Origin of the sequence: Melghirimyces algeriensis, from assembly GCF_900182565.1 — a bacterium.
Lineage (GTDB): Bacteria > Bacillota > Bacilli > Thermoactinomycetales > DSM-45169 > Melghirimyces > Melghirimyces algeriensis.
In genome coordinates this window covers 261,310-283,947 of record NZ_FXTI01000002.1, presented here as the reverse complement: position 1 = coordinate 283,947, position 22,638 = coordinate 261,310, and the positions used below count along the sequence as shown (strand labels likewise).

The 22,638-nt window shown below is 46.8% G+C and carries 32 protein-coding genes, 1 tRNA gene and 1 pseudogene; 20 read left to right on the top strand and 14 right to left on the bottom strand.

Features of this window, described 5'->3' with window-relative positions; genetic code table 11:
- Nucleotides 1-29: 29 nt before the first annotated feature.
- The 3 genes and pseudogenes from FN782_RS04480 to FN782_RS04470 all read right to left on the bottom strand — a co-directional run bounded on the left by FN782_RS04480 (nt 30) and on the right by FN782_RS04470 (nt 1,447).
- Nucleotides 30-392: a YidH family protein gene (locus FN782_RS04480; protein WP_142504574.1), complete on the bottom strand. Its 363-nt coding sequence runs from the start codon at nt 390-392 to the stop codon at nt 30-32.
- A gap of 232 nt (nt 393-624) precedes the next feature.
- Nucleotides 625-1,017, bottom strand: a pseudogene (locus FN782_RS04475) (VOC family protein); the annotation flags it as partial.
- Between the two features lie 19 nt (nt 1,018-1,036).
- A complete protein-coding gene (locus FN782_RS04470) occupies nt 1,037-1,447 on the bottom strand; it encodes a DoxX family protein (RefSeq protein ID WP_142504572.1) in 411 nt (136 codons plus the stop codon).
- A 122-nt stretch (nt 1,448-1,569) separates the two neighbouring features.
- On the opposite strand from FN782_RS04470, the gene FN782_RS04465 reads away from it, so the two are divergent.
- The 4 genes from FN782_RS04465 (at nt 1,570) to FN782_RS04450 (ending at nt 4,009) form a co-directional block, all read left to right on the top strand.
- Nucleotides 1,570-1,902, top strand: coding sequence for a winged helix-turn-helix transcriptional regulator (locus FN782_RS04465; RefSeq protein ID WP_142504571.1), 333 nt, complete (start codon nt 1,570-1,572; stop codon nt 1,900-1,902).
- A 223-nt stretch (nt 1,903-2,125) separates the two neighbouring features.
- Nucleotides 2,126-2,200, top strand: a tRNA-Val gene (locus FN782_RS04460).
- 108 nt (nt 2,201-2,308) lie between these two features.
- Nucleotides 2,309-3,400 carry a peptidoglycan DD-metalloendopeptidase family protein gene (locus FN782_RS04455; RefSeq protein WP_185956027.1) on the top strand — a complete coding sequence of 364 codons (1,092 nt, stop codon included), beginning with the start codon at nt 2,309-2,311 and terminating at the stop codon, nt 3,398-3,400.
- A gap of 72 nt (nt 3,401-3,472) precedes the next feature.
- Nucleotides 3,473-4,009 carry a phosphatase PAP2 family protein gene (locus tag FN782_RS04450; RefSeq protein ID WP_142504569.1) on the top strand — a complete coding sequence of 179 codons (537 nt, stop codon included), beginning with the start codon at nt 3,473-3,475 and terminating at the stop codon, nt 4,007-4,009.
- Between the two features lie 36 nt (nt 4,010-4,045).
- On the opposite strand, the gene dinB is transcribed toward FN782_RS04450, so the two are convergent.
- Together dinB and FN782_RS04440 are read right to left on the bottom strand one after the other, a co-directional pair.
- On the bottom strand, nt 4,046-5,266 hold the full coding sequence (gene dinB, locus FN782_RS04445; protein ID WP_142504568.1) for a DNA polymerase IV: 1,221 nt from the start codon (nt 5,264-5,266) through the stop codon (nt 4,046-4,048).
- A gap of 132 nt (nt 5,267-5,398) precedes the next feature.
- A complete protein-coding gene (locus tag FN782_RS04440; protein WP_142504767.1) occupies nt 5,399-5,827 on the bottom strand; it encodes a DUF1885 family protein in 429 nt (142 codons plus the stop codon).
- Nucleotides 5,828-6,091: 264 nt separating this feature from the next.
- Between FN782_RS04440 and FN782_RS04435 the strand changes: the two genes are divergently transcribed.
- Nucleotides 6,092-6,532, top strand: coding sequence for a hypothetical protein (locus tag FN782_RS04435; protein WP_142504567.1), 441 nt, complete (start codon nt 6,092-6,094; stop codon nt 6,530-6,532).
- A gap of 119 nt (nt 6,533-6,651) precedes the next feature.
- Entirely contained in the window at nt 6,652-6,873 is a 222-nt protein-coding gene (locus tag FN782_RS04430) for a GapA-binding peptide SR1P (RefSeq protein WP_342778351.1), read from the top strand.
- Nucleotides 6,874-6,933: 60 nt separating this feature from the next.
- Here the strand turns inward: FN782_RS04430 and FN782_RS04425 are convergent, their stop codons facing one another.
- Nucleotides 6,934-8,394 (bottom strand): aminotransferase class I/II-fold pyridoxal phosphate-dependent enzyme, encoded by a 1,461-nt coding sequence (locus FN782_RS04425; protein ID WP_142504565.1) that lies wholly within the window; start codon nt 8,392-8,394, stop codon nt 6,934-6,936.
- Nucleotides 8,395-8,798: 404 nt separating this feature from the next.
- Nucleotides 8,799-9,431: a YktB family protein gene (locus FN782_RS04420; protein ID WP_142504564.1), complete on the bottom strand. Its 633-nt coding sequence runs from the start codon at nt 9,429-9,431 to the stop codon at nt 8,799-8,801.
- Nucleotides 9,432-9,933: 502 nt separating this feature from the next.
- On the opposite strand from FN782_RS04420, the gene FN782_RS04415 reads away from it, so the two are divergent.
- The 7 genes from FN782_RS04415 to FN782_RS04385 all read left to right on the top strand — a co-directional run bounded on the left by FN782_RS04415 (nt 9,934) and on the right by FN782_RS04385 (nt 14,891).
- Nucleotides 9,934-10,131, top strand: a complete 198-nt coding sequence (locus FN782_RS04415; RefSeq protein ID WP_342778350.1) for a hypothetical protein — start codon at nt 9,934-9,936, stop codon at nt 10,129-10,131.
- Nucleotides 10,132-10,284: 153 nt separating this feature from the next.
- A complete protein-coding gene (locus FN782_RS04410) occupies nt 10,285-11,778 on the top strand; it encodes a leucyl aminopeptidase (RefSeq protein ID WP_142504563.1) in 1,494 nt (497 codons plus the stop codon).
- A 72-nt stretch (nt 11,779-11,850) separates the two neighbouring features.
- On the top strand, nt 11,851-12,564 hold the full coding sequence (locus FN782_RS04405; protein ID WP_142504562.1) for an endonuclease III domain-containing protein: 714 nt from the start codon (nt 11,851-11,853) through the stop codon (nt 12,562-12,564).
- Nucleotides 12,561-13,289 carry a glycerophosphodiester phosphodiesterase gene (locus FN782_RS04400; protein WP_142504561.1) on the top strand — a complete coding sequence of 243 codons (729 nt, stop codon included), beginning with the start codon at nt 12,561-12,563 and terminating at the stop codon, nt 13,287-13,289. Before FN782_RS04405 ends, FN782_RS04400 begins: the two co-directional genes overlap by 4 nt.
- Nucleotides 13,290-13,400: 111 nt before the next feature.
- On the top strand, nt 13,401-14,246 hold the full coding sequence (locus FN782_RS04395; RefSeq protein ID WP_142504560.1) for a deoxyribonuclease IV: 846 nt from the start codon (nt 13,401-13,403) through the stop codon (nt 14,244-14,246).
- Nucleotides 14,247-14,262: 16 nt separating this feature from the next.
- Nucleotides 14,263-14,544, top strand: coding sequence for a YlaH-like family protein (locus FN782_RS04390; protein ID WP_142504559.1), 282 nt, complete (start codon nt 14,263-14,265; stop codon nt 14,542-14,544).
- 47 nt (nt 14,545-14,591) lie between these two features.
- Nucleotides 14,592-14,891 carry a hypothetical protein gene (locus FN782_RS04385; protein WP_142504558.1) on the top strand — a complete coding sequence of 100 codons (300 nt, stop codon included), beginning with the start codon at nt 14,592-14,594 and terminating at the stop codon, nt 14,889-14,891.
- A 2-nt stretch (nt 14,892-14,893) separates the two neighbouring features.
- On the opposite strand, the gene FN782_RS04380 is transcribed toward FN782_RS04385, so the two are convergent.
- Entirely contained in the window at nt 14,894-15,070 is a 177-nt protein-coding gene (locus FN782_RS04380) for a DUF2197 domain-containing protein (RefSeq protein WP_142504557.1), read from the bottom strand.
- 132 nt (nt 15,071-15,202) lie between these two features.
- Between FN782_RS04380 and FN782_RS04375 the strand changes: the two genes are divergently transcribed.
- Complete coding sequence (locus tag FN782_RS04375; protein WP_142504556.1) at nt 15,203-15,658, top strand: nitroreductase/quinone reductase family protein; 456 nt, start codon at nt 15,203-15,205, stop codon at nt 15,656-15,658.
- 40 nt (nt 15,659-15,698) lie between these two features.
- Here the strand turns inward: FN782_RS04375 and FN782_RS04370 are convergent, their stop codons facing one another.
- Nucleotides 15,699-16,268 (bottom strand): YhcN/YlaJ family sporulation lipoprotein, encoded by a 570-nt coding sequence (locus tag FN782_RS04370; RefSeq protein ID WP_142504555.1) that lies wholly within the window; start codon nt 16,266-16,268, stop codon nt 15,699-15,701.
- Nucleotides 16,269-16,422: 154 nt separating this feature from the next.
- Here FN782_RS04370 and FN782_RS04365 point away from each other — a divergent pair, with 154 nt between their 5' ends.
- Complete coding sequence (locus FN782_RS04365; RefSeq protein WP_142504554.1) at nt 16,423-17,067, top strand: MBL fold metallo-hydrolase; 645 nt, start codon at nt 16,423-16,425, stop codon at nt 17,065-17,067.
- 43 nt (nt 17,068-17,110) lie between these two features.
- On the opposite strand, the gene FN782_RS04360 is transcribed toward FN782_RS04365, so the two are convergent.
- Together FN782_RS04360 and FN782_RS04355 are read right to left on the bottom strand one after the other, a co-directional pair.
- Nucleotides 17,111-17,686, bottom strand: coding sequence for an HD domain-containing protein (locus tag FN782_RS04360; protein ID WP_185956026.1), 576 nt, complete (start codon nt 17,684-17,686; stop codon nt 17,111-17,113).
- 65 nt (nt 17,687-17,751) lie between these two features.
- Complete coding sequence (locus FN782_RS04355) at nt 17,752-18,345, bottom strand: TetR/AcrR family transcriptional regulator (protein ID WP_142504552.1); 594 nt, start codon at nt 18,343-18,345, stop codon at nt 17,752-17,754.
- Between the two features lie 289 nt (nt 18,346-18,634).
- Between FN782_RS04355 and FN782_RS04350 the strand changes: the two genes are divergently transcribed.
- The 5 genes from FN782_RS04350 (at nt 18,635) to FN782_RS04330 (ending at nt 20,834) form a co-directional block, all read left to right on the top strand.
- A complete protein-coding gene (locus FN782_RS04350) occupies nt 18,635-19,168 on the top strand; it encodes a sigma factor-like helix-turn-helix DNA-binding protein (protein WP_142504551.1) in 534 nt (177 codons plus the stop codon).
- A gap of 20 nt (nt 19,169-19,188) precedes the next feature.
- Complete coding sequence (gene gp17 / locus FN782_RS04345; RefSeq protein ID WP_185956025.1) at nt 19,189-19,656, top strand: tail completion protein gp17; 468 nt, start codon at nt 19,189-19,191, stop codon at nt 19,654-19,656.
- A gap of 37 nt (nt 19,657-19,693) precedes the next feature.
- Complete coding sequence (locus tag FN782_RS04340; RefSeq protein WP_142504549.1) at nt 19,694-20,134, top strand: phage tail tube protein; 441 nt, start codon at nt 19,694-19,696, stop codon at nt 20,132-20,134.
- Nucleotides 20,135-20,232: 98 nt separating this feature from the next.
- Nucleotides 20,233-20,580 carry a gene transfer agent family protein gene (locus FN782_RS04335; protein ID WP_142504548.1) on the top strand — a complete coding sequence of 116 codons (348 nt, stop codon included), beginning with the start codon at nt 20,233-20,235 and terminating at the stop codon, nt 20,578-20,580.
- A 38-nt stretch (nt 20,581-20,618) separates the two neighbouring features.
- The gene (locus FN782_RS04330) at nt 20,619-20,834 is read left to right on the top strand and encodes a hypothetical protein (RefSeq protein ID WP_425462678.1); all 216 of its coding nucleotides are present in this window, start codon (nt 20,619-20,621) and stop codon (nt 20,832-20,834) included.
- A gap of 272 nt (nt 20,835-21,106) precedes the next feature.
- Here FN782_RS04330 and FN782_RS16655 read toward each other — a convergent pair whose 3' ends face one another.
- The 3 genes from FN782_RS16655 to FN782_RS04315 form a co-directional block, all read right to left on the bottom strand.
- Complete coding sequence (locus FN782_RS16655) at nt 21,107-21,268, bottom strand: hypothetical protein (RefSeq protein WP_185956024.1); 162 nt, start codon at nt 21,266-21,268, stop codon at nt 21,107-21,109.
- Between the two features lie 56 nt (nt 21,269-21,324).
- Complete coding sequence (locus tag FN782_RS04325) at nt 21,325-21,636, bottom strand: hypothetical protein (protein ID WP_142504546.1); 312 nt, start codon at nt 21,634-21,636, stop codon at nt 21,325-21,327.
- Nucleotides 21,637-22,259: 623 nt separating this feature from the next.
- Entirely contained in the window at nt 22,260-22,568 is a 309-nt protein-coding gene (locus tag FN782_RS04315) for a hypothetical protein (RefSeq protein ID WP_142504544.1), read from the bottom strand.
- Between the last annotated feature and the right edge of the window lie 70 nt (nt 22,569-22,638).

The window sequence follows — 22,638 nt, the reverse complement described above, 5'->3', positions numbered from 1 at the left end:
GTGATCCTTATGGATATTAAACTAAATGTTTACACATACAATAAGTAAGCCAAAAATAATATGCTTAATACAAAAACAGCTCCGCTTAAGATCATTAGTCCGTATGAAGGGGATTGAAATGTTTGGTTATTAATGGCGGTTCTTTTTTTTATATAACTTAACGTGGCATATCCGATCGTTGATAATCCGATCGCGATGGATACTACCCCAATAATCTGAGCTATTTTATCGCCGATATCTATTGGATAAAGGGAGCTAAGAAAATGGAGTTTAGCTGATAAGTAACCGATTCCCATAATGGTTAAGGCTGTTCTGATCCAGGCGAGATAAGTTCTCTCATTTGCTAAATGTTGTTGAATATACCTTGAATCAACTGTTTTTTCGTTTTTCATGCGACTCACCTCTTCATCATTATAACGCACAAGGAAAAATTAATGAGGAAATCGCATTGTAGGGGGGTGTGGATACGGTTGATAATGATACCACTCATATATTTCACCTCAGTGAGAGGTTGCAAATGGACAACGGTAGAGTCACTGGTTTCATTCCAATATTGCTCACCGCAAAATACCAAGATAAAAAACGAGTTGCCGGGTATAGCGCTACCGGACAACGCTTGTATGATCAGACAGCATGATAGGTGCTTAATCGAATGACGTTACCGGAAGGGTCCTTGGTTTGAATGATTCCACTTTCTTGAATCCAGGGAGTTCCTATTTGTTTTAACCGTTGAATGGCGTTTTTTCTTGCTTCTTTATTTGGGTAGTTTAATACAAATGTTTTCAATCCAACGCTATTTTCCGAGGGTGAGGGGGCTCCCATTCCTGCCCATGTGTTTAATCCAATATGGTGATGATAACCACCTGTGGACAGAAAGAGTGCCTGGGTACCATATCGGCTGACAACATCAAATCCAAGTCCATGACGGTAGAATGTTTCTGCTTGGGTCAGGTCAGATACACAGAGATGAATATGTCCCATTATGGTGCCGGTGGGTAGCTTCCTCCAGGGTTCTTCATTCTATCGCCTTCCTCGGTTAATCGTCTTGCTTGGAACGAAATAGGACATGATCCAGTGCAAACATGGACCGATTGACAATCATAAGGTGAATCGAAATGACGAGTAAAGCCAAATCGAATTCATACCCACTTGCTTGCCCCGTTCCCATAAAACCGGCCTGGAATTTCACTGTCCCAATCGCTCCAATCATGATGAGGGCAAACAAAATGGAAATGATACGCGTTCCTAGTCCAACAATCATAGCAATCCCACCGATCAGTTCGATGAATGTTACAATGTAGGCCATGAATCCCGGAATTCCTATGCTTTCAAAGAATCCGACCGTATTACTGAGTCCGCCTTGAACTTTGGCCAATCCATGAATGAAGAATGTTACCCCTAAAAATAACCTTAAAATCAATGCACCAATGTGATGTTTTTTCGCCATTTTCCTTCTCTCCTTTTATTAAGTTACTTTATGTAAGTTAGTATAATAAAGTAACTTATTTACGTCAAGTATTACTCTCTGTCACATTTGTGGTACAATACGGATAGAGGGGGGGAGCCGATATGAAAAAATCTCAGCTCTGTCCTCGATTTGAAGAGGCGATGAGTATTTTGAGTAAGCGATGGACAGGGTTAATCATTTATCAGTTACTTTCCGGGAAACAGCGGTTTTGCACCATTGAATCCGCGATTGGAATCAGTGGAAGGCTTCTTTCCGAACGATTGAAGGATTTGGAAAAACAAGGCATTGTCAAACGGGATATTTTTCCGGAAACTCCTGTGCGGATTGAATATTCATTGACAGAAAAGGGTTTGGCTTTAGAACCGATTATGAAAGAATTGGAAAAGTGGTCTCAAACCTGGATTGAGACTGAAGCCATATCCACGTCTGAATAGGAGCCGGTTGTTTCTGTGAAACAACCGGCTGTTGTTTTATGCGTTTTCGTTGGACAGTCCCCATAGAGGGTTGCACAATCTAAACCGATCCGTCCGAGTGTTGAAGATCCATAAGTACACGAAAGATTCCGAGAGCAAAACGGAAATACTCTTTTATATGAAAAAATATGATTGATCTTCTTTATTTTTTATTGTATAATTCGTTATCCACATATTGTTTAGAGGGCAGTTAGCTCAGGGGGAGAGCGCTACCTTGACACGGTAGAGGTCACTGGTTCGATCCCAGTACTGCCCACCAGATTTTGTTCAAAAGCACGGTATTTTCCGTGCTTTTTCCTTTTATTTCTCCTTCTTCCTTTTATTGTACATGGTACAATAAAAGGAAGAGCAAATGGAGGGGTTGCTTATGGGGAAACCAGCCTTGCTGATTGCAGTGGCTGTTCTGTCTGTGTTGTTACTGTTCTTTCTTCCCGTTGACTCTTTTAATGGAAATCACCATTCAACGGAAAAATCGGCGGACAGTCAATCATCCTCAATCGTATTGGATATTTTTGAAAAAAATGAAAAGAAGTATTTGGCTGTGGATGAAGTGGAGAAAAAACTGGGGCTTCATTCCCGTTACAAACCTGAAGAGGGAGTACTCACCCTGTCTGATGGTTCCCTTACTCTTCGTATGCTTCGAGGAGCTCCGGTCGTCAGTCGAAATGGGATTTATCTTCCTGTGGATGGAAAGCCTTTATTCCGCGGAGAGGATCTGTATATCCCCTTGAAAGTGCTGGAAGAAGGCTTGGGCAAGCGGGTGGAGATCCGGAATGGGCAGGCGATGATTGCCAAAAAACGCGGGTCCATCGAGACTTCATCGCAATCCGTTGCAGCTGCTTCCTATCAAAAGATAGAAGTGGATGAGTTGGTCCGTGTTCTTTCTTTTCTGGATCGCCCCATTTCCGGTGCCACAGTCAGCATTCAGGATTCCCATCTGCCTGGAGCACCAAGGGATTATCGCAATGGAGTGCACGAAGGTCTGGATTACTACTCAGGTACCAGCACGATTCAGGTGGATACAAAAACCCCTGTTGTAGCCTCGGCGGATGGTGTAGTTGTGAGGGCAGATCACAACTATCGTGAATTGTCTGTGAAAGAACGGAATCAACTTTTACGTGTTGCTGCCCGTCATGAAGGGCAGACTCCTGCCTACATACTGGACAAGTTGCGAGGGCGCTCGGTTTGGGTTCAGCATGAAAAGGGGATATTAACCCGTTATGCCCATCTCAGTCAAGTGTCGGATCACATCCAACTTGGTGATCGAGTGAAAAAGGGGCAACTGCTTGGATATGTCGGAAATTCCGGGACTCGCAGTGGTGCGGAAGGAACCTTGGAAGGGCTCCATCTTCATTTTGACATTTTGATACGGGATCATTGGTTTTGGGGAAAATATACTGAGGATGAGCGAAGAGACATTTTGCGTAAAGTGTTGGATGAAATATCCATTGAAGATTAATGGTTTATTTATGTTTCATTGAAAATTGTACGTTATATTATATAGAGATCATTCTGTGGAGAATCAGAGGGGATGGAGATGATTAGGCGTTTGGCGGTTCAGTTGCAGAAAGTGGATCATCGCTGGGTTTACTATGTCAATCAGCAATGGAAGTGTCGATGGATGGACTGGTTGATGTTGCGGATTACCCATCTGGGAGGGGCAGGAATCACGCTGACGTTTCTGGGTCTCTGGATGCTTTTTGTTCCTTCCCCTGCTCGATACTGGGCAGTGGAGGGGTTGATGTCACTGATCTTCAGCCATGCAGCGGTACGGTTGGGCAAGCATTATTGGCACCGCCTGCGCCCCTATCTCCAGCTTTCTGAGCTTCGAACCTTTCCTGACTCTCTACAGGACTATTCTTTTCCCTCCGGTCATACAACCGCTGCGTTTTCCATTGTGGTTGTGTGGATTCTTCACGAGCCCTGGCTGTCTTGCATCCTCCTTCCTCCTGCTTTGTTGGTTGGATTATCACGCATTTATTTGGGTTTACATTACCCTACGGATGTAGCTGTAGGTGCTTGGTTGGGAACGGTATTTTCTATTGGATGCCATTATTTATTTTTTTGACCACTTCAAAACCCGGAAGCCATGGCTTCCGGGTTTTTATCGATGATGCCCTCCGATTTTTCCAGCCCGGTCGGAATAGAGACTGGACTCCAGCAACGATTCAGCCAGACATATACTTTCGGGACCGAATTTCTCTCTGATTTTGTCCATTGTATCCGCCAGGCGATGCTCCCGGTTGAGATCCTTGAAAAGGTTCAGTTGAACACCTTGGTCCGGTTGAAGGTTACTGAGTGTTACACCGATCAGACGAATCGCCTGACCGGTCCAATGGCGATGCAACAACTCCATTGTTGCTTGAAACAAAGGGTGTCCAAGGTTGGACGCATGGGGGATTGTGAGCGATCGATGGATCGAGTGGAAATCAGCCCCCTTGATCGTAAGGGAGACGGTCCGTCCAATATATCCGGCTTTGCGGGCTCGACTTGCCACTTCTTCCGTCAACTCCCGAAGAACCAACCGGATATCCTTTATTTCTGTATAGTCTCGCGGGAGGGTGAACTGATGCCCGATGGACTTGTTTCCATCAAGGGAATAAGGGTCCACCGGACTGCTGTCAGTGCCATGGGCGGATTCGTAAAGAACTTGCCCGATCACTCCAAACCGATGGCGAAGAAGGCGAGGATCGGTTCGGGCAAGGTCACCGATGGTTCGAATCCCCATTCGGTAAAGGTGGTGTTCCATTCGGTTTCCGATTCCAAACAGTTTGCCGACCGGCAACGGCCACAGTTTTTCAGGAACATCTTCATGTGAAAGTATGGTTATTCCTTGAGGCTTTTTCATACCGGCAGCCATCTTGGCCAGCAGTTTATTGGGACCGACTCCAATGGAAGAGTGAATCCCCGTCTCCATGTGGATTTGTCGCTGGATTCTTTGGGCAGCCCTTTTTTCCGAACCGAGAAGTGATTCACACCCTGTCAGTTCTACAAAGGCTTCATCGATAGAGAATGGTTCCACTAAAGGGGAAAATTGCTTCAATATTTCAATGATCCGGATGGAGACCTGGACATATGTGTTCATTCGGGGAGGAAGGCATCGGGCTTCGGGACAGAGTTCCTTTGCTTTGGAAACAGTCATTCCCGTTTTTACGCCAAGATTTTTGGCCTCATAGGAAGCGGCCAGTACGATTCCGCGACGCTGTTGGGGATCTCCGCAGATGATAACAGGTTGATTACGCAAGGATGGGTTGAATGCCTGTTCCACACTGGCATAAAAAGCATTCATATCTGCTAACAGGATGGTTCGCCCTGAATCCTTCATGGGTACACCTCCTCCAGTAGAATATCCCGGATAAGGAACAAACGTTCTATTAAACAGGATATCCTCCGAAGGAGCAGATGAAAACCGGAAAATGGAGGAATCAAAAAAGGTCATCGGGGAGCAGGTGACCATTCAGATTTTTCGAGGATAGAAGTACATGATTCGTCTGTTAAAAAGGTAAAGTTTCGCCTGAAAAGCTTTCGCAAGGTGGCGGCAGAATTCATTGGCTTTTGCGTGGTCTCCATGAGTGGCTCCATCAGGAATGGTTACCTGGATATGGGGGAAGGAATTTTCTTTCGTTATACTGCCCGTGTTTACACCAATGCATAAATATTTGTATCCTTCCGTCTTTTTTCCCTTCAATAAAATCCAAGGTGAACCATGCGTTGTTTTCGTTTCCATGGTGTAAGGGAACGCAGCTTTGGCATATTCCCACCCCAGTTGCTTTCCGGTTCCTTCTGCCATCTGAATATAGCGATGAAGTTCTTTTTTTACATCTTCCAGGCTGAGCGTTTTTTGAACGGAATGTTCCACCAATTGGATATAAGCGCTTTTCCCCATATTTGCGTTCACCTCTGCTTGCAATATATATTTTGATGTTAGCATGTTTATGAAAAAATGGATAGGAATCAGATGTTTTTTATTTATTTTTTCATTTACAATAAAGTTATTTACTTTAAATAGAAAGGATCGCACTAAAGAGTGCTAGATGTGCTACCATTGCGATTTGTAAAATAATAATTTACTTAAAACTTTGAAAATGTATTGTCTCTGTGTATGGCCTGTGTTACAATATATCCTACTCCAACAGTGGGGGATAGATGGATGCGGAAAACAGATCTACTGGATGAGATCCGAGCGGAAATCGGAGTTGTATCGGATCAACTGGATGGTTCTGTGGAAGAATTATATCGGTTTGTGGTGAAGATCCTGTTTGATCAAATTCCCGCTTACCGTTATGTTGGGGTGTATGTAACGTCAGAATATCAGTTTAAAGAGAGTTGCAGTGCAGGTGTTTGCGCTCTGATGCAAGTTGTCCCCTTTGGAGAAAGTCTCTTGAGTTTGGCAGCAGCAAGAGGAGGCGTTGTGCGGGAGCAGACGGGGGATCACGTTGAAGTGTATGTTCCCTATTATCAGGGGCACCATCTGATTGGAGAACTGGTGGTGATGGCTTCGCCGGCCTGCCATATTGATGAGGAGGATATCACTCTGTTTTGTGAGATCACCTCCCTGTTTGAATCCAAGGTGGAAGAATGCAATTCATGACACATACTATAAGATGAGATAAGGGAAGAACCGAACATATTTCGGTTCTTTTTATTGTTTTTGTGTGTCACATATTATTGATACAGACAACCTTTAATGAACCCATTGACGAAATTTGTATGTCATATTATAATCAATGTAACACATTAATCAAAGCGCTTTCACGAATGATTCCGCTCTTTAAGGGGGTTGGTGAATTGGAAGCTGTTATTTGTCAAAACTGTGATGAGGTGATTACTTACCTCGATGGAGATAAAAGTGGAACCCTTTATGGCGTTTGTCCAGGATGTCATCACAATTCAGATCAAGATTCCGACATGATGTTGAAACTCCAAAACTGATCACTTTGCAACATCCCCCGTCAGGACCTTTTGAAGGAGCCTTTGCGGGGGATGTTTGGTTCACGGATGTTTCATAACACGTATCATCTGCATCTTGGGATCTTCCGGTCCTTGAACCGGTAAACCGGCGTTTAGATGCTGAAGAATGTAGCTGATATTTTCTTCTGTGATGCGTTCTCCGGGCAGCAAGACTGGAATTCCTGGAGGATAGATCATAATAAATTCGGCAATCACATAACCGGCTGATTCCCGAAAAGGGATGGTCAGTGTTTGGGAATAGAATGCATCGCGGGGTGAGACAGACAAAACGGGAATTTCAGGTAATCGAACCTGTTGGTTGTTTCGCTTTTGATCCGTGTAAAACCGGTCGGATAAATCGTTCAGCGCCCGAATCAATGTATCGATTGTCTCCATCGTATCTCCCGGAGTTACCAAACACAGGATATTGTACAGGTCGGAAAGCTCGACTTCAATGTTCCATTGTTCCCTGAGCCAAATCTCCGCATCATATCCTGTGATGCCAAGATGGTTCAGATGAATGATCAATTTGGTTTCATCCATGGCATAAGTGGCTTCTCGGCCCACTATTTCGTTGCCCACACAGCGAATCCCCGGAATGTTGTTGATCTGTTTTCTGCCGTAGTCAGCCAGTGAGAGAGCCTGTTCCATTTTTTCCTGCCCACAGGTGGCCAAGAATCTTCTGCTGGCATCCAGTGAAGCCAAAAGAAGATAGGAAGTGGACGTGGTGGTCAGCATGCTGATGATTGTTTGAACTCTCCGGGGATTGACCTTTCCTTCCCGAACATTGAGGATGGAAGACTGGGTCAATGATCCCCCCAGTTTGTGCAGACTGGTGGCGGCCATATCCGCTCCAGCTTGCATCGCCGACAAAGGCAAACGGTTGTGAAAGTGCGTGTGTGCTCCATGTGCTTCATCGACCAAAACCGGGAGTCCGCGTCGGTGAACAGTCTCCACAATCTCTTTCAGATGGCATGCAATCCCATAATAGGTGGGATTAATGAGCAGGACTGCCTTGGCATCGGGATGTTGCGCCAAGGCGTTTTCCACCTCCTGACAGGTGACACCATGCGCGATTCCCAGCTCTTCATCCATGATGGGATGGATAAATACAGGATGCCCCCCCGCCAATATAATGGCTGAAAGAACCGATTTATGAACATTACGGGGGACAATGATTTTATCCCCTGGTTGACATACAGACATCACCATCGTCATGATGGCCCCGCTGGTTCCCTGTACGGAAAAAAAGGTGTGGTCAGCTCCAAAGGCCTCTGCTGCCAGTTCTTGAGCTTCCTGGATGGCTCCGTGAGGATGGTGCAAATCATCCAGCGGCTGAATGTTGATCAAGTCGATGGACAAAGCTTGATCGCCGATAAACTGACGGAATTCCGGGTCCATCCCCCGCCCTTTTTTATGGCCGGGAATGTGAAATTGAACAGGGTTTGTCGCTGCATGATTTTTTAGCAGGGTAAAAAGAGGGGTTCGTTCTTGTTTGGCCAAGGCGGCTCTACCTTTCTGATTGGAATTTCATGATGCTTGTATTACAGCAAAGAGGGGAGGGGGTGGGAATATTGTACTCAAGCGTTTTGCTTCACACAAATGGTATACGCATGAGAGATTTTTCACCAATCTGCTCCGTTCCTTCTTCACTTTGATGGTATCTCAGTAGAGAAGGCGAGTCCGCTTCAGTCCTCCCTGGCGGAATGGTCACCGCTCAGCTAACCATGATATCAAAAATTGTTTTTCTTGACACCCTGAAAATAAAAAGGACGGAATTCCCTTTATCCGTAGGGCAAACAAATAAGAAAACCCTTCCGTGGGGAGGGTTTGAGGCGGTTGGCAAAGTGGGGATCGAAGATTCGATCGTTATTTTGTATCTTTTTCCACCGACCCGAAAGGTATTTTTATCGGGTCAAAATCGATAATCGGTACAGGGGTTCCAAAGCACTGAAGGTTTTCTCTATCTCTTTAGCCAACACGTTTCCATCATGAAGCGTGGGGTCATTCCAATCATATACCCGACCGCACAGAAATTCCGCTTTTTTGACTTCCCGAAGACGTTTCAGCACGTTTTGGACTCCTTCTTTCCCCAGTTGTTCAATCGATTGGACTTCCGGTCGGGTATGATCTTGCGAGATGACAAAGTCAGAAGGGAGATTCAGGACAGTGGTATCCAATTGTTCCATCAGATTCATAGCAAAACGGGGTTTATGGGGGTATTCATAAATCAGGGCGAACATGGCGAACAGACTGTTTTGTCGCAGTCCAATTTGAAAATGGGGGTGAGATTTGTAGCCCCGTTTATGCGATGACCAAGCCACCCATGTTTCATCGGGTGGATGAACGGTTCGTCTGGCGTGCTTCGCTACGTGAACATACATTTCTTCTCCAGTCAATTTGGAAAGATGGGGGGAAAGGGCTTCTCCTGCTGCTTCCAATTTGGGACGGATTTGCTCTTTCAGGGCTTCCATACGGGGTTCAAGTCCCTCAATCGTGAACACCTCGAAATCTTTTGCATGAAACGCAGGCATAGACATGTTTTTTCACACTCCGGATCGTATATTTATGTTTTAGAACAGTTCAGCGAAAAAAGAAACGGAGAGATTCATGACAAAATGGTGAAGGGGTGATTTCCGTTTGCGGATCTCTTTCCTCCAACTAAAAGAAGTGGAAGGAGTCCGCTTTACCCCCTCTTATTATCTTTGTCAGCAGTCTCCGGAAAACGGAGGTTTGATGTTTTTTACATTGTTCCCACCAAGTACAGGAATATGATATCAAAAGATGGTCCGCCTTTCGAGGGGCTCTGTTTTGTATAGGTGAAGATTGGGAGAACACCGTGACAGACTCCGAACAGATGCGTAAATTAGGAAGTAATCATATTTGGTTTCATTCTTTTGGCTGATTGGGTTTAATTTTTGAACATGGAGGGCATCCTGTAGCCAGAGTGCAGTTTATGGTAAAAATTGGTCGTTGGAAGAACCGTCAACCCGGGTGGTGGAACAGATATGCTTGATAAGCAAAACAAAAGTGGGGTGCAGCATGGTCATGGAAGATGTGATTAAGGCTTTTCGTTGTCGGGAGCCGGAAAAAAGGATTCCTGTACTGCGTATGGAGTTGGATTATGAGCTGGCCCTGTTGTATGAGGCGATGGTTGCAAATGATGTTCACCGGGTAAATCAGAGTAAGATGCGTTTGCAGAAGTTGCGTCAAGAGATGATGATGTTGGAAGCGCTGTAAATCAGAATAAAAGACTAACTGAATAAATTTAGGTTCAAAAAGGAGAATATCTGTTGTGTGTCGAATTGAAACAGTGTGTCTCAATCTTCGGGAGATGCACTGTTTTGTTTGTGCATTATTCCCCGCAAGAATAAAGTGCGGAGGGATTATGGAATGGAGTGGAAAGTAGCTAAAGAATCGCTGACCTCCCTGGCGACGGACTGTCTGGTGGTTGTTCATACTCAGGGGGGAGAAGCGCTAAAAGGTTGTATTCAACAGGTAGATGAAGCATTGGAGCATCGGATTTCCCGGTTGGTGACGGAAGGGGAAGTCACAGGAAAGCTGAATGAGACGACGTTCATTCACAATTGGGGGAAGATCCCTGCCAAGCGAGTATTGGTTTTGGGGTTGGGGAAAAAAGAAGAGCTTACCCTTGACAAGATGCGGAACGGAATGGCAGTGGCTGCACGGAAAGCCCGTGCAGCAGGGATCAGACAGCTTGCTGTTGGATGTTCCCAAAAAATCAATGAGCGATGGAATGCCGCTGACCTGGTGCAGGCCGTGGTGGAAGGAATGGAGTTGGGCGTTTATCGTTATCGCGGATATAAAAACGAAGAACCGGAGGAACTGAAAACCGTCTGGCTCTCCGCACAAGGAGTGAGCGATTCAGCAGTGGAAGCCGGCATTGAGCGCGGAAGGGTTTTTGCACAAGCTACCAATACAGCGAGAGATTTAACCAATGAGCCTGCAAATAAGCTGACTCCTTCCGTTCTGGCTGAGCGAGCTTTGGATATGGCGGATCGTTATGGTCTGGAAGCGGAAATCCTGGATCATGACAAATTGGTAGAATTAAAGATGGACGCATTATTGGAAGTTTCAAAAGCGAGTAGCGAACCACCCCGAATGATCATTCTCCGCTACCAGGGAGCTCCGGAATCCCAGGAGGTTCTCGGATTGGTCGGAAAAGGCGTTACATTCGATTCCGGTGGCGTTCAGGTGAAGCCGAGCCAAGGAATGGAAAGAATGCATGGAGATATGGCTGGGGCTGCTGCCGTATTTGGTGCTATGCAGGCGATTGGAGCATTAAAACCGCATTGCAATGTAATGGGTGTCATTCCTGCATGTGAAAATATGGTGAGCGGGGGCGGTTATCGTCCAGGGGATGTGATCTCCTCTTTCAGTGGAAAAACGATTGAAATCAACCATACCGATGCGGAAGGGCGATTAATTCTGGCCGATGGCTTGGCTTACGCGCGCCGTCAGGGAGCCACGTCCCTGGTCAATGTAGCTACATTGACCGGAGCAGTGATCGTTGCTTTGGGGTATACAACGACAGGGTTGATGACAAACAATGAAGAGTGGGGACGCAAGGTCAAGGAGGCTGCGCGAGTCGTTGGAGAAAAGGTTTGGGAGCTACCGATGGATGAAGAATATAAAGAGTTTCTGAAAAGCGATATTGCAGATCTTAAAAATGAAGGTGGCCGAGCGGCCGGAACCATTCAAGGGGGAATGTTCCTTCGACATTTTGTAGAGGACACCCCATGGGTTCATCTGGATATCGCCGGTACTGCTGACTGGAAAGCAGAATCGGGGATTCATCCAAAAGGGGCTACTGGAGTGGGAACCCGAACATTGGCCCAGTTGGCAACGCGTTTTGCCGGAAAATAAAATTGCTTCGAGGCGTCTGGTGCCAGAGGGTGCGGACGTCTTTCCTCTTTCATGGAGAGGAGAAGATGACGGATGGAAGATATAAAGAGAGAAACTCCGGACTGGAAAGCAATCTGGGATGCTTTACGAAACTGGAAACCTCATCTGACGAATGCAGGTTGGTGGGGAGTGGATTCCTCTTTTGAAAAGTTGCTGGGAAGCGTTCTTGTGCAGAATACCGCATGGACGAACGCTTATCGGGCCATCCAAAACTTGAGGAGTCAGGGATTGAACCATCCGGAGGCGATTTGCAAGGAATCCGAAGGGGTGTTGGTCGAAGCGGTCCGTCCGGCTGGTTTATATCGGGCAAAAGCGGCTGCCATTTATCGTTTGTCTTGCTGGTTACATCGGCAGGGCGGGGTGGAAAAGGTATCGGAAGAGATCCCTGCCTCCGACTTGCGGAACGCGTTGCTTTCAATGAAAGGGATTGGTCCGGAGACAGCAGATATGTTGCTTCTCTATGTGTTTAAAAAGCCTGCGTTTATAGGGGATACATACACCCGTCGGTTCCTTTCTCGCTACCGAGGTATAGAAATGAACTACACCGAAGTGCGGGAGAGTGTTTTGTCCCAGTTCCAATGTATCAAGGATTTACGTCTGTTTCATGCGTTACTGGTGGAATTGGGAAAAGAACACTGTCGAAAAAAGAATCCCCGGTGCGGGGGATGCCCCATGAACCATTGTTGTGTATACTACAAAGATGGCAACTGGAATGATTCTTATTTTACAGAAGGGGAAACGAAATGAAACGTGTACAAGTATTCGCTCACCGAGGTTATTCCGCTGTGGCTCCGGAGAATACCATGGCTGCCTTTCAACGGGCGGCTGAAGCGGGCGCCGACGGACTGGAGTTGGATGTACATCTGACAAAAGACCGGGAAGTTGTCGTCATCCATGACTATACATTGAAGCGGACGACAGACGGAAAGGGTTGGGTCAAGGATTTTACATGGAAGGAACTTCGTCGGCTGGATGCAGGCAGTTGGTTTGGAGAGGAGTTTCAAGGGGAACCGATTCCGCACTTGAAAGAAGTTCTGGAATTGGCCGCCGATAAAAATTTGTTGCTAAATATTGAGTTGAAAAGCAATAAATATCCGGAGCCCGGTTTGGAAGAGAGAGTTTTGGAGTGGACAGAGCAATTTGGAAGAACGGATAAGGTGATGATCTCATCGTTTAACCACCACAGTCTGAGAAGAGTCAAAGAGATGCACCCGGAAATGGATGTGGCCATTTTATTTATGGCCAATTTGTATGAACCGTGGACGTATGCGCGTCATGCAGGAGCTGACTCGATTCATCCCTATTGGCCGACCGTGTCAGAGGAGATGGTGAACGCCTGCCATAACATGGGCATTCCCCTGCGTCCTTTCACCGTCAATCGGGAGAAAGAAATGCGTCGCTTGAGTAACCTGGGTGTGGACGCGATCATTACGGATCAGGTAGAGTTGCTTCGTGATATACAACAGAAGTAAGTGAGCATCCAGAGTTCCATTTGTTGCTGTTGATGTCTGCAAAGTGGTATGATATAGGAGGTTCAGGAGGCGCCTGCTGAAGGCGCTTCTTTGGTTACAGGAGGGATATTGATGCAACTGGGATGCCATATCAGTGTGGCCAAGGGGTTTTCCAAAGCCTGTCGGCGTGCAAAAGAACTTGGAGCGGATGCGTTTCAGATTTTCACCAAAAACCCTAGGGCGTTGCGACCCAAAAAAATAAATGTTCCTGATGCGGAAAAGGGAGTTCAGTTTTTAAGGGAGAATGGGATCACTCTTGTGACCCATACACCTTATATCACAAATCTTTCCACCCCCAAATCGGATCTTCACGAGGTGACAGTTCGCTCCATCAAAGAAGATCTGCATATTGCGGATACCTATGGTGCGGTGGGTGCGGTCGTACACTGTGGAAAGCATGTAGGGGAAGGCGTAGAGGCAGGCACCCGGCGGATGATTGAAACCTTGAATGAAATTTTATCTGACTATGATGGAGACTGCAAACTGCTTCTGGAAAATACAGCCGGTCAAGGAAGTGAGCTGGGACTCACCATAGAGGATCTGGTTACAATTCGAGAGGCGACCGATTACCCGGAGAAAATCGGATTCTGTTTTGATACGTGTCATGGTTTTGCGGCAGGGGCGTGGATGGAGGATACGTTTGACCAATTGGTCCAGGTGATGGAGGAGACTGGATATATCCAATCTCTCGTCGCCATCCATTTCAATGACAGCAAGGTTCCCTACAACTCCCGCAAGGATCGGCATGAAAAGATCGGAAAGGGAGAGATTGGCGCCAGCGCATTGGCAAAATTTCTTCGTTGTGAGATGTTTGAGGGACTGCCGATTGTTTTGGAAACGCCTGTGGAACAGGAAGAGGAGTATGCAGAAGAAATCCGTTATCTTCGTCAATTGAAGCAGGAAGAGTCTACCGTCTAGGAAGGAGGGGGTCGGCATGGAAGAAATCAAAGCGTGGCTTATTTCCCATCCTTTTGTATCCTATCTTGTCATTGTGGCATTGACGGCTGTTGTGTACAAGGTGGCGTTTGCCCGGAGACTTCCCATACTAAAGTCGTTGGTTGTCTATCTGGTGTTGGCTTTGGGATGTGTTCTTTTGTGGGTGATGTTTTACTTGCAGTTTCCCATTGTTGAAATTCTGGTGATTACGCTGATTATGATTGCCTTGGCTCGCATACGAATGGGAGCAGGTGCACAAAAAAAGGCCGACTCGGAGTGAGCCGACCACAAAGGTTTCCTGCAAAGGGGAAAGGAGACAGAGGAACCGTGAATCTGAGGGATGCTCTGTTCAACTGGTTGCAGATCAAGGTGGTATGGGAGGCACGGCCTCAAGATCGATCGGCGGAGGAGACAACCGGGTTTTTTGGGCGGATATTGACAGAAGATCATGGAGTAGAGGAGATTCAGGTTCAACGGGAGAATGATCACTATCGGCTGATCTATCGTCAAAAGGGTGAAGAGCAACAACTTCAGTTTGATCGGGAACAGGTGGAAAACCTTCTGTTGCAGATTGAAGCGGAACCCAAGTATCACCGATCGTTTCCATGCGATCCACCTCAAGGCTGATGTCAGGGCTTGTCATTTTCCATTTCCCTGGCAATTGCTTTCCGTGCTAGGGTTTGCTCTTTAATCCGTTCGTGGCACTCCGGACACAGAAACATTCGGTGTGGATGTTTTTTTAGTTTTTTCTCTTGAAGTGGGTCCGGAACAAAGGATTGATCGCAAAGTGCGCATTTGGCTTTCATACAGAATCTTCGTTCCTTTCTTTTGTTTCGGGAAGTCAACGATCCCTAATCCATTAACCCATAGTATACTATACTGGATGGGGAGTACGACACAGCTTTTTCAAATGAACGTTCTGATGAGGAGGAGAAACCATGGCTGAAGAAATTTCCAGACAACTGCCGGATTCTCTTTTGGATCGGTTGAAAGGAGAACAATTTGTTCTGTTGGCCACGGTGGATGCAGAAACGGGGGCACCGGTTGTCAATGCGGTCTCTTGGGTTTATGCACCAGATGCCAATACACTGCGGGTGGCGGTGGGACACCGTTCCCGTATGATTGCCAATGTAAAAGCGAAGCCTGAAGTAACGGTCACAGTGATTGGACCCGATACCACCTATTCCATCGCGGGAAAAGCCCAGGTGAAACATGACCGTTTGGAAGGGCCCCAGATTAAGTTAACCGGCATTGAAATCGATGTGGATGCCGTTTATGATGTGATGTTTTACGGTGCCAAGATTGTGGATGAACCAGGCTATGTGAAAACCTATGATAAAGAGGCGGCAGATAAACTGGACCGCCAAGTGACAGAAGCATTGCAAAAAGGATGAAACAAGGGAGGCCGACGGTGATCTACCGTCGGTCTTTTGTTTATCTGGCCGGCTTTGGATTGCGGGTTTGATTCATTCTTTCCTGATCGGTTGGAGAAGGGGGTTCTTCATTTTTAGGGGTTTGTTTGGATGGTTGCGGTGAGATTCGCCCGGCAATATCTGCCAATTCATCCGCCAATCCGGAAATCGGTCTCCCCTTGTTGATATGATCAGCCAGTTCACGTATACGCTGTACCAAATCAGGATCAGCTGTTACCAGAGCATTGGCTCCCTGAGGGTCCTCATGCAACGCTTGGGCAACGGAATACTTTATGGTTCCGGCACGACCCCTGTCCAAGGTGGGATCGAGGTTGATTCCCACCAGCGTGTACCGCCCCAAGACGATGGAGGTAGCACTTTCTACCTGGGGCATTTGCGTCGCAATCTCCGTCATGCGCCGGGCGATCGCCTGGTTGTTGTCCGTGTGACGGGGTTTGGGGGCGGTTTGTTTTACCCGCTCCATTTTGGAAACTCCCGGAGGGGGTGCGGACTCGTTGGCCGGTGATTGGTTGGCCGGTTGACATCCAACCAAAAGGGTGATGGCAATTAACAGGGAAAAAATCCGGATCATGGCCGATCTTCCTTTCCAAATCAATGGTTAATCGTAATGTAACCAATGAACAGGAAAACCATGTATAAAAAGGGTTGGAAGGTTATGCTGGTTCTCTCTGAATCTTTGGTACAATGGATGAACAGACGTTGAGCAAGAAGGAGGAAACGACGATATGATCCAGGTGGAACGTTTTGTACTCGGACCCGTGATGACCAATGCCTATCTTCTGTATAAGGAAGCAGGCGGTCAAGGAGTGGTGATTGATCCCGGAAGTTCTCCAAATAAATTGATGGAGCGGATTCAGGAGTTGAAGCTGGATGTGGAAGCGATTCTTTTAACGCACGCCCATTTTGATCATATCGGGGGTTTGGAAGAAGTGCGGAAGGCATTTGGGGCACCGGTTTATATTCACCAGTTGGAGGAAGATTGGTTGGATTCCCCGGAGAAAAACGGGTCCACCCTGTTTCCGGGAATGGAAACCGTTAGTTGCCGTCCAGCGGAAAAGGTGTTGCAGGGAGGAGAAACCTTACATTTGTTGGGGGAAACCTTTGACGTCACCCATACGCCCGGTCACTCTCCGGGAAGTGTTTCCTATCGATGGAATACCTTATTGTTTAGCGGAGATGTACTGTTTGCAGGAGGGATCGGACGGACGGATCTTCCCGGCGGGGATCATCAGACCCTGTTAAGGTCCATTCACGATCATTTGATGGAGCTTCCTGAAGAAACCACGGTCTACTCCGGTCATGGCCCTGTGACCACCATTGGACAGGAACAGGAAAGCAACCCTTTTATCACCGGTATATTGGGTTCATAACGAAGGAGCGGGAGGAATCTCTCCCGCTCCTTTTGTTTTTATATCAATCATTGAAATGGGAATGCTGTTCCACTGCTTGAATGATTTGCAACAGTCTGGTGTCATTTTTTTGTTTTATTTGATACGTAAATGCCTCAATCATGGCTTGTTGAATCCCCAGACGCGGGTATTCTTCAATAATCTGCCGCACTTCATGTTCGGTCAGACTGTCCATTCGAAGACCTGCATCCACCATCACCCCGATGTGAACGAGGGCGATTTCGGGTTGTTTCTCTTCCGCTTTCACTGACGCATGTAACTCAATCGCTTCTTTTACTGCATCCGCTTTTTCCATGGGATATCCCTGTTTGGTTAAAAACGTATGGGCAACAGCACCTCCCTCCACTTCAAACGGGCGTTCTCCATCTTTAAAGGGTTCCGTCAGACCAAGGTCATGAAGAACGGCGCCAAGGTAAAATAACTCGGAGTCCAATGTGAGATTTGCTTTTTGACCCACAGCATATCCAAACGCATAGGTTCGAATGAGGTGGTTAAACAGCGCAGGTGAGGACAATTCCTTGGCATAGTGGGTCGCTTTCTGAGCCAATTCGCTGTCTGGAATGGGGAATACAGGGTTCATGGTCCCATCTCCTTCATATGAATTCAGACCGATCGGTCTGTTGCGGGGTGAAAAAAAGGACCCATTTATGGGGTGGTGAAATGGGTCTGTAGATGTTTGCATAAGTGATCCACCATCCAATCCATGTGGATGGGATCATCGTACAATCGGCTCATCACCAGGGCTCCTTCAAAGCTGGCAGTAATCAACGTCGCCAGGACATCGGGGTCTGTATCTGAGCGAATGGTTCCTTCCTCGATCCCATCCCGGATGATTGCAATCAGCCATTGGCGTGAACGATCCATCGCCTGGCGGGCTTTTTCCCGCAGGGTTGGGTGTTGGTCGTCACTGTCCACCGCTGTATTTACCAAGGGACAGCCCCCTGGTACGGGTGGATTTCTTACATATTCCCGAAATGATTGGATGAAGGCGAACAGTTTCGCTTCCGCCGTATGTTGTCCTTTGACCACATCTTCAAACCAATGTTCTGCCATGTTGACGGCATGGTCGAATGCTTCCAGAGCCAATGTTTCCTTACTGTCAAAGTGGTTGTAGATTCCCCCTTTTTGCAGTCCGGTTTCCGACATGATGTCAGACATGGAAACGCCGGAGAACCCTTGCTGATTAAACAATGGAACGGATTTTTCAATAATGGTTTGTCGGGTTTGCTTCTTGGACATCCCATCCACCTCTCATAACAGACCGATCAGTCTGTAATGGATTATAGCATAGGTTAAGAGTTTGATAAACGATATCTTTGCTCCTAGTTTTGCTTTATCCTTGCTGCTGTTCTCCAACCGATACCATAGATATTTATAAAGAATAAAATATTTTTTTGTATTTAGGATGGATTTGGTGTACAATAATACAAACATATGTTCGTTTATTTTGCAGAACATCTTGATGAGGTTGATCCGTTATTTTTTTACCTTAAAAATCGAACGTATATTCGTATAGGAGGAATGGAACATGAATGACTTGATTGCAGAATACTGCCGATCTTTGGAGCGGGTTCGCCAGGGACAAAAACGGATTCAAGCGAAGCGTGGAGAGCCGGAACAGTTAAAGGAGCAGCTTCGTTTATTGAAAGGTATGGAACGGGATCTGTTGTGGGTGATTCAATGGTTGGAACAGGGGCGTCAACCGGAGCCATCCCGTGGAATGGAGAATCGGTCCAGAATTCAAAGGGAAGTGTTGTGGAGTCAGATGTTTGAATCTGAAATCCGACGGATGGAGTGGATGGAAAGCCAGCGGGAACGGGCCGCATACCAGGAGAAATACGCCTGGGTCTATCAACTGCTCACCCGCCTTTCCAAGTCGGAATATGAGGCCTTTGTGGCCGTCAGGGGAGAGGGACTCAGCTTTCAGGATACCGCCCAGCTCCTAAACTGCTCCAAATCGTCCGTGCAATCCTATGTCCGACGGGCGGAACAAAAAATCCAGCAACTCTTGCGGGAACAACATCAACATCACCCGTTTGCAGAGAAGATGAGGGCGAAATAAGGATCAGGAAAGTCGTTAGGGTGTTTGCCATACGAAAACCACCTATAGATGCACGAACAATTGTTCGTATAAAAGATGGACAGGGGGTGATGGAGGCGAGTCACAAACTCCTAACTGCGGAGCAGGCCTTGTTGGATGTATTGAGTCAGGATGCTGAGTTGAATGGGATGGTGACGGGGATTTATGCCCGGATTCCCTCTGCGGCAGAGCCTCCCTATCTGGGTTTGGAAGCGGGAGAAACGCTTCCCGTTCATTCCATGCCGGAGCAGGGAGAGTCGGTGACGGTTTCCCTGCGTGCGGTCAGTGCCGGGGAAGGATTGGACGAGCTGAATGCTATCCTGGAAGCGGTGGAGCGTCTCTTGTCCAACTGTACCGTGCCCATTGCCGGGTATGGAGAGGGGATATGCCGGCATCTTACCAGCTCGATCACCCATACCCAGGAAAATCACCAGATGTCCTGGACGGTTCGCTTGACGGTTTCATCGTAAAACCGTTAAAAATTTATCCATAAAGGAGAGATGTTAAATGGCAACACAAGCAATTCCAGGATTTGAAGGAAGCATTTATCTGTCCAAAGATCAAGGCACCACCTTGGAAAAAGTGGCGGCGATCAAAGACTCCACATTGACCATCAGCCAGGAGGAACTGGAAGCGAGCAGCTTTGAAAGCAACGGATGGATGGAATATGTTCCGGGGTTGAAAGAATGGGAACTGGAAGCGGAAGGGATTTATCTGATGACGGATGCCGGACAGGAATCCCTCTATCAAACACTGGTGGATGCGGATACGGTATTGGTCCGCCTTTTCCCCAAAGACGGATCAGGAAATAAAGGATATGAAGGGAATGCCTTTATTACCTCCTGGGAAGTAAACAACGCCGTCGATGATATTGTTACCTTGTCGGCCACCTTCCGGGGGACGGGTGAGATTCAAACCATTACGGCGGCTGACCCGGCAGCATCGTAAAAGTGTGTGGGAGCCCTGATGCAACAGGGCTCCCCTTATTATAAACCTGAAGCCTCATCATTTTTTCATGGATCGATAATATGGAGGAGGAATATCAAGTGGCCAACAAACAGCGTGGATATGTCCAGATTGAATTGGATCGCCCCCGTCGTCTGAAATACGATATGAATGCATTGACGGAGCTGGAGGATGCCTTGGATCGCCCCGTCACCCAATTAAATGACCAGAGCATCGGGATCAAGGAACTGCGGGCCTTGCTCTGGGCTGGTCTCATTCACGAAGACAGGGAGTTAACTCTTGAGGGTGCCGGTGAGCTGGTAGAGATGGAAAATATTCAAACAGTAAGTGAGAAGGTGACCGAAGCGATGACCTTGGCCTTTCCCCCTGCACAGCAAAAAAAACAGATGGGCGGTCCGAATGGAGTTGGGAAGAAACGAAACGCCTAGCCTTCGGACCGCTCCATCTGAAACCGGCGGAATTCTGGGTGTTAACTCCCCGTGAATTAAATGAAATGGCGGAAGGGCATCAAAGGCGACAGGAGCTGGAAATGGAAAAACTGGCTTGGCATGCCGCCAACCTGATGAATATCCACTTGAAGAAAAAAGTGAGCGTGAACAAACTTCTGGGTCGGAAACAAACCATGAGCAAAGCGGAAAAAGCAGAGCAGTTTGCGCAAATGATGCAGAAATGGAAACGGTAGAGGGTTTTCTTCTAAAGAAGGAGAGAAGGCATTTTCCCGATACGGGTGGGTTTTCTGAAAGGGAGATCAATCAAGCCGGGTGCCAGCTTCCACAAATGCGTCTCCCTCTTTCACCACCCACTCGTTTCCTTCTTTCACAATCCGGGTGATACAGGGACATTCAAATTCCTGAACCTCCGGTTCAACCGCTATTTTACTGCGGCATGCAGGGCAGGTGACTTTGATGACCGGACAACGAAGAGCCTTATATAAACAATAAGCTCCATAACAGGTTATCGGAAACCAATCGGTATACCGATAAACGTTAAACAGAGAAGAGCACCAATCAAGGAATATTTAAGAGCGGAATACTCCAGCTCCCCCCTGTTGGGCAAACGTTCCCTCAGCTTTCTTTTGTTTGCTTCTTTGATTTTTCTGGCAACAAAGATGTTCATATCGATTAAGCTCTCCCTTTTTGGGTTATTCAATGGGAAACGGGGTTGGCAAAAGTTTATTCAACCTTTTTCCACTCCCCTTCTTCCTTTTTTAAATGCGTGTAGCACATGCAATGAAACTGCTCAACCTCTTTTTCTACTTGGAGTCTAGAATAACAAACGGGGCAGGTCACTTTGACAACAGGGTAGCGAAAAGAGCGATAAGCAGCAAAGAGGCCAAACAGAATCAGTGGCAGACCAAGTGGGATACCAATTATGGTGAAACAAAGGATTATACCGATTCCATTGCCAAAAATAGTAAGCATTTCCCAAATAGCACGGTTGGGCATTCGTTCCTTGGCATGTATCCATCGTCGGTCGTCAAACACTATAATCGTCTCCTTTTCTGTGAAGAATGGAAAACCATTTTTTGCTGTTCCACTCTCATTAAGAATAAATCGTATCTTGGCAATTGTCTGCCCAAGAAAATTCTTTTTGACAAAAGAAGGGAGAGCCAGCTCCCCTTTGGGTTATCCAAGGGAAACGGGGCTGGCAAAAGTTTATTCAACCTCCTTCAACTCTCCGTTTTCCTTTTTTAAATGCGTGTAGCAAAGACAGTGAAACTGCTCGACCTCTTTTTCAATGCTGAGTTTGGTTCGGCAAACGGGACAGGTCATGTTGACAATAGGGTAGCGAAAGGAACGGAAAGCGGCATACATCTCCACAATAATGAAGGGATGGCAAGGGGAATGCCGATGATTGTTACAAATAATATAAGCCCTATGATGCTGCAAAAAAGGGTGATGCTTTGCCATTTTCCGCGGTTGGGCATCCGTTCTTTCGCATAGTGTTGTTGCAAACTGCTCATGTTACAAATCCCTCTTTTCATTAAAAAGAGCTTTGTATATCTACTCACACATAGAGATAAATGAAACATTTTGGGAATAGGAAGGAGAGTCACCTCTCCCCTTCCTTCCTGGGTCATCCAATGGGAAACGGGGCTGGCAAAAGTTTATTCAACCTTTTTCAACTCCCCATTTTCCTTTTTTAAATGCGTGTAGCAAAGACAGTGAAACTGCTCGACCTCTTTTTCAATACGCACTTTGCTCCGGCAAACCGGGCAGGTCATTTTGACAATAGGGTAGCGAAAGGAACGGAAAGCGGCATAGAGGCCGACAATTATAAAAGGTATGGACAGGGGGAGGCCCACGATGGATATAAATAATATACCGCCTATGATACTGCAAAAAATGGTGATCATATCCCATTTCGCACGGTTGGGCATGCGTTCCTTGGCATATTCCCATCGTAAATCAGACACCATGATCCTCTCCTTTTTTTGAAAAATGAGGAAGCTTTTTTATTTTCTCCACTCTCACTAAGAATAAATA